Consider the following 5,067-nt stretch of genomic DNA (forward strand, 5'->3'; position numbering starts at 1 on the left):
CTGATATGCGAGCGAAAATAATATTTATTTTGATCTTTAGTGTTTTTATATCAATAGGATTAGGGTATGGCACTGGGCGTATATATTCTTATATTCACCCAATGAAACAGATTGAAGGCTATTGGGAGGTGAACTATTGTTTTAATCATTCACCTGACATTTATCATGTTTACTCCAGAGTTAATATTATGGGGCGAGAGATAAACTCATCTGCCGATGTGTATGGTGAAAACCATGATTTGAAAGCACGGCGTAATATTGTCTTTCGTGTGGTTGATGCGAGTAAAGGAGTTTTTATCGGTGATGTGTTATCTCTATCAATATATAATAATGACGATAATTGTTTATATGATTTCCTTAATACACCCTATACAATAAGTTACCCTGTTTTCTATAAATTAGATGAAAATACTATTTTGATTGAACAATCCCAGGGGCATCCTATTCATAATTTTCGTTTATTAACACGCAGTGATACATGATGTAATCTCCTGAAATATATTTGTAATGTTTGACGAGTAATGTTGGTATATTAATTATCGCCGGTGTAAAAATAATGTTATATCACATCAGGTTGTTTGTTATAAGGCTTCTCTCTCATGTTAAAGGATTAGGCCCAATCTCCGATGGAAAGTTCGGTATATTGTTTGGTCTAATACTCGTTATTAGCCTTTTCTCCTTATTGCAGTTATTTTCCATCGGGTATTTATCTCATATATTGGATAGTACCACCGTTAATGTTGAAAAAACGCACTATAGCCATCAACAAGAAGTGTTGATGGATCGCGCCAGAATGGAGCTATTAATTGCTAGCGACAAATTCAATCGGGCCGGTATCTATTATATGGAGGACAAAGAGACCGGTTCTGAGGGGAGCTGGCATAGTCTTTTGAATGAAGCACTGCAATCTATGCAGCAGTCACAGCAAAATTATCGTGAGTTATTACTTCTTTCTGTTCACGATAAACGACCAGAATTCATTGCATTAAAGGAAAGCTATCAGCAGTTATATCAAGGTTTGACTGAGCTTGGGCAGGGGTTGTCAAAGAACAGTAACATTGATCGGTTTTTTGAAGTCCCGATACAAGGCTTTCAAAGTGATTTTACCGAAAAGTATTACCACTATTTGCAGCAAAGTGAGAATAATCGGGCTGTAATGGATAGCCAGCTATTATCGTCCTTATCGTCAGCAAAGCAGGGGGTTATTACAGCGTTGGCGGTATTGCTGTGCCTTGCCTTTTCAGTTTGGCTCGGTGTTACACGCTTAATTATCCGGCCACTTAATGACCTTATTTCCCATATTAACGTTATTGCCGCCGGTGATTTATCACGCCAGATTACATATTCATCGTTTACCAGCCGCGAGGCTGGACAATTGGCTGATAGCATATGCCAAATGCAACAAGGCTTAATTGTCTTGGTGAGTCAGGTTCGCGCAGGTGCAGAAATCATCCTGACAGGTGTTAATCAAATCGCCGCAGATAGCCATCGTCTTGCTGAACAAACACAGTCGCAAGCACAATCACTGGCCGCAACAACACAAAGCATGTATCAGCTCACTACCCGGGTAAAACAGAACACGATGAGTGCCGATCAAGCCAATCTTCTGGCTAATGAAACCAGCGTTATCGCCCGTGAAGGCGGGGAAATGATGTCTAGCGTCGTGGTATCAATGGCTGATATTTCTGCCGGTTCGCAGGAAATAACGGCAATTATTACGCTCATCGAATCGGTGGCTTTTCAGACCAATATTTTAGCATTAAATGCTGCCATTGAAGCAGCGCACGCCGGTGAGCATGGGCGCGGTTTCTCCGTTGTAGCACGAGAGGTTGGCTTGTTGGCACATCAAAGTGGCAATTCCGCGCTGAATATTAAGCGGCTTATTCATAATTCATCCAGCTCTATCTCCACAGGGAGCGGTTTGGTCGCGCGGTCAGGTGATAACTTACGGGCTATTATTGATGCAGTTAAAAAGGTGACTGATTTGATGGCGGAAATATCTGCTGCATCACACGATCAGAGTCAAGGTATTGAGGGGATAACCACACAAGTGGGGATGATTAATGAAGTGACAAAATTGAATGCTGAGTTAGCCCAGCAATCCACCGGTGCATCGGAGGTATTACAAAAACAAGCATTCCAGCTCAATCAATCTGTTGCTCGTTTTTGTTTACCTACTACTGGGCGGCCGGCTCAAGGTTGTTATGAAGCGGCCCCTGCCAATTTTTAGTGCACCAGCATACTTTTCAGCATCTTGGCCCAGCCAATTGGATCACCGTAATATTCATTTGCGGGTAGGGCGGACAGTTTTCCCTGCCTATCTTGTAGCACAAAGGTCGGGAAACCATGTCCATGTACCCTCGCCAGTAAGGCGCGGCTATCAGCAATATGCTGAGTCGATGCTGTCTGGGCGGAACTGAACACGTTGATAAATGCTGTCCGGCTTAAGCCAATATCAGTGGCAAGTTCAATTAATACCGAGCTGTCGGCGATACGGCGGCCCTCGACATAATGAGCTTGCTGGATATGATGGAGCATATCCGCGCCTTGTCCGGCCAATTGTTCAGCCGCTAAAATGGCGGCAATAGGTGGCGTGGAATCCATAATCGCTGAAGTATCATTCAGCAAGTGATTAAAATAAGCCTCACCAAACGTTTGTCCGGTGAGTTCGGCAATACGTTTGTCATGAGGCATCACATAACCACGCCATTGGCTATCTATCTGGCGACGATTCGGTCCAGACATCATCCCACCACCGTGCAGTACCAGTGTCAGATCAGGAATGCTTTGTGCGGCTTGCACCAATGGCGCTGCGCCATAGCACCAACCGCATAAAGGGTCGAAAATGTAATGCAAAGTTAGCGGGGTCATTATGTTCTCCTCTTCGTCCCCGTCACCATTCAAGTTACCGCCTTCTGGCACTTTGGTTGATGACAGGGTAATGCCGTACTGATTAATTTTAAGCGCCGCTTATTGCGGCCATTTCATCTCGTTTTTCAGTACCTTAGCACTTAACTCCAAGCTAGATTCATCTTTCAACTCTGGATAGTGTTTTTTCATCGCCGCAATCAGTTCTGCGGAATCCTTCGCCTTAGGAATCTCTGTATTCAGTGTGGTTAAATAGTTCTGAGTAAAGGTCACTGATGCCAATGTTTGTGGCGCGTTATCGAGATAATGCCCAGGAACCACGGTCACTGGTTTGAGTGCTTTAATCTTTTCCAATGTTGTTAGCCAGTGCTGGCGTGATTCTGCGGTTTGAGTATCCGCGACCCATAAATGGATATTACCGGAGACAGCGACACCGCCAACAACCGCTTTCAAGGATGGGATCCAGACAAATGTCTTTTCAGGTGATGGGCCGTCTAGCCCTTCAACATCAATTTTTTGCCCATCGATAGTGAAACTCTTGCCCTGTAGTGCTTGTGGAACAATGATTTTGCCTGGGGCATTTTCTTTTAGAATCGGTCCCCAATAGGCCATTTTGCCGTCTTTGGTCGCTTCTATTTCTTCAATGGTCTGGGGTGTGGCGAGTACTTTGGCTTGTGGGAATGCTTTTGTGATGACATCCAGACCGAAATAGAAATCAGGATCGGCTTGGCTGATATAAATGGTGGTCAGTTTTTTGCCACTTTGCTGGATTTTCTTCACCAGTGCTTCGGCGTCATTGCGCTGAAATTGCGCATCAATCAGAACCACTTCAGTTTTGCCGCTGATAATCTCAGAAGAGACTGGGAAGATGCTCTTTTCGCCTGGATTATAGACTTCCATTTTGAGTTGTTCGGCAGCACTTGCGTTTGCTACGGCTGCGAAGGTTGCCAGACCGGCAAAGGTCATTTGTAATAGCGTTTTGTTAAACATAGCGGTTTTCCTGAGGATGACTGGGGTATGGGTTAGATAATAGATTGCATCGTTCGATAGAAAAACCTGATAATGAGCAACTGTTTGTTGCTTAAATCGAGCTAATCATGGATAGGATCACTGCTGCTGAGGTTTTTGTCGCGATTGTCGAGCGTGGCAGCATGATTGCTGCCGCCGAAGCATTAGAGATGTCACGGGCGATGGTGACACGCTATCTGGCTGAGATGGAGCTGTGGGCGGGGGCGCGGCTGTTACATCGGACAACACGAAAACTGAGCCTGACCCATGCTGGCGAAACCACCCTTGAACGTTGCCGACGTATGCTTGAGTTTGCCCAAGAGATGGATGTGATTGCAGGGCAAGGTAGTGATGAATTGCGCGGTTTATTGCGAATCAGTTGTTCTCAGTCTCTTGGGCAGAGTGCTTTGGTGATTGCTGTCACTGACTATTTACGCCGTTATCCCCAGGTCGCGGTTGATTTACAAATCAATAACCGGGCAGTCAATCTGGTAGAGGAACGCATTGATTTAGCATTGCGTATAACCAATGAGTTAGACCCGAATTTAATTGCACGGCCACTTTCCATGTGCCATTCCGTTGTCTGTGCCTCTCCGGCCTACCTGTCAGCCAACGGAATACCCAAAACACCCTATGATTTGGCGGTACATAACTGCCTGACATACTCATATTTTGGCAAAAGTTTGTGGCATTTTGATTTGCAGGGCGAAAAATCAGCCGTTGCAGTCAGTGGCAATTTGAGTGCCAATGAGTCAGTAGTTTTGCTAAGTGGTGCGTTGGAAGGGGCGGGGATTACTCTGCAACCCAGTTATTCTGCTGCCCCCTATATCGCCCGAGGCGATCTGGTCAGCTTATTACCGGGTTATCAGCCGCAGGCGATGGGTATTTACGGTATCTATACTTCGCGGCGGCAAATGCCAGCAACATTAAGGACAATGTTAGATTTTCTCGTGGAGTGGTTTGCAACCAATCCCCATTGGCTTAACTCTGCTTTCTTGACGCTATAGCGGTGAGTTACATTCTCAAACATATTTTTGTGATCGGTGATGCCTATAAATTACTTTTTATTTCATAGCATTATACGTAGCAAATGCTGCCTTTTTAGTTACTCCGCTATTTATAACCTTGTTCACTACTAGTCAATATTCCTCAACTCATGCTATTTCTATTTAGTTAGTTAAGAAAATAAAC

5 protein-coding genes are annotated in these 5,067 nt (G+C 44.6%); 3 read left to right on the plus strand and 2 right to left on the minus strand.

All coding sequences use genetic code 11. The features are described from left to right. Positions 1 to 5 precede the first annotated feature (5 nt). Together V2A85_RS21745 and V2A85_RS21750 are read left to right on the plus strand one after the other, a co-directional pair. Entirely contained in the window at positions 6 to 482 is a 477-nt protein-coding gene (locus V2A85_RS21745) for a hypothetical protein (RefSeq protein WP_420072344.1), read from the plus strand. Between the two features lie 74 nt (positions 483 to 556). Next, positions 557 to 2,230 (plus strand): methyl-accepting chemotaxis protein, encoded by a 1,674-nt coding sequence (locus V2A85_RS21750; protein WP_420072340.1) that lies wholly within the window; start codon positions 557 to 559, stop codon positions 2,228 to 2,230. On the opposite strand, the gene V2A85_RS21755 is transcribed toward V2A85_RS21750, so the two are convergent. Beyond that, positions 2,227 to 2,871, minus strand: coding sequence for a DsbA family protein (locus tag V2A85_RS21755; RefSeq protein ID WP_420072341.1), 645 nt, complete (start codon positions 2,869 to 2,871; stop codon positions 2,227 to 2,229). The genes V2A85_RS21750 and V2A85_RS21755 overlap by 4 nt on opposite strands. A gap of 99 nt (positions 2,872 to 2,970) precedes the next feature. Then, positions 2,971 to 3,858 carry an MBL fold metallo-hydrolase gene (locus V2A85_RS21760; RefSeq protein ID WP_420072342.1) on the minus strand — a complete coding sequence of 296 codons (888 nt, stop codon included), beginning with the start codon at positions 3,856 to 3,858 and terminating at the stop codon, positions 2,971 to 2,973. Between the two features lie 107 nt (positions 3,859 to 3,965). Here V2A85_RS21760 and V2A85_RS21765 point away from each other — a divergent pair, with 107 nt between their 5' ends. Beyond that, a complete protein-coding gene (locus V2A85_RS21765; RefSeq protein WP_420072343.1) occupies positions 3,966 to 4,883 on the plus strand; it encodes a LysR family transcriptional regulator in 918 nt (305 codons plus the stop codon). Positions 4,884 to 5,067: the final 184 nt, after the last annotated feature.

Source organism: Yersinia sp. 1252 StPb PI (genome assembly GCF_048593885.1).
In the GTDB taxonomy this organism is placed as follows: Bacteria; Pseudomonadota; Gammaproteobacteria; order Enterobacterales; family Enterobacteriaceae; genus Yersinia; species Yersinia enterocolitica_E.

Coding starts and splice junctions, on each gene's coding strand:
- V2A85_RS21755 (WP_420072341.1), bottom strand. CDS start 2,871: ATGACCCCGCTAACTTTGCATTACATTTTCGACCCTTTATGCGGTTGG.
- V2A85_RS21745 (WP_420072344.1), top strand. CDS start 6: ATGCGAGCGAAAATAATATTTATTTTGATCTTTAGTGTTTTTATATCA.
- V2A85_RS21765 (WP_420072343.1), top strand. CDS start 3,966: ATGGATAGGATCACTGCTGCTGAGGTTTTTGTCGCGATTGTCGAGCGT.
- V2A85_RS21760 (WP_420072342.1), bottom strand. CDS start 3,858: ATGTTTAACAAAACGCTATTACAAATGACCTTTGCCGGTCTGGCAACC.
- V2A85_RS21750 (WP_420072340.1), top strand. CDS start 557: ATGTTATATCACATCAGGTTGTTTGTTATAAGGCTTCTCTCTCATGTT.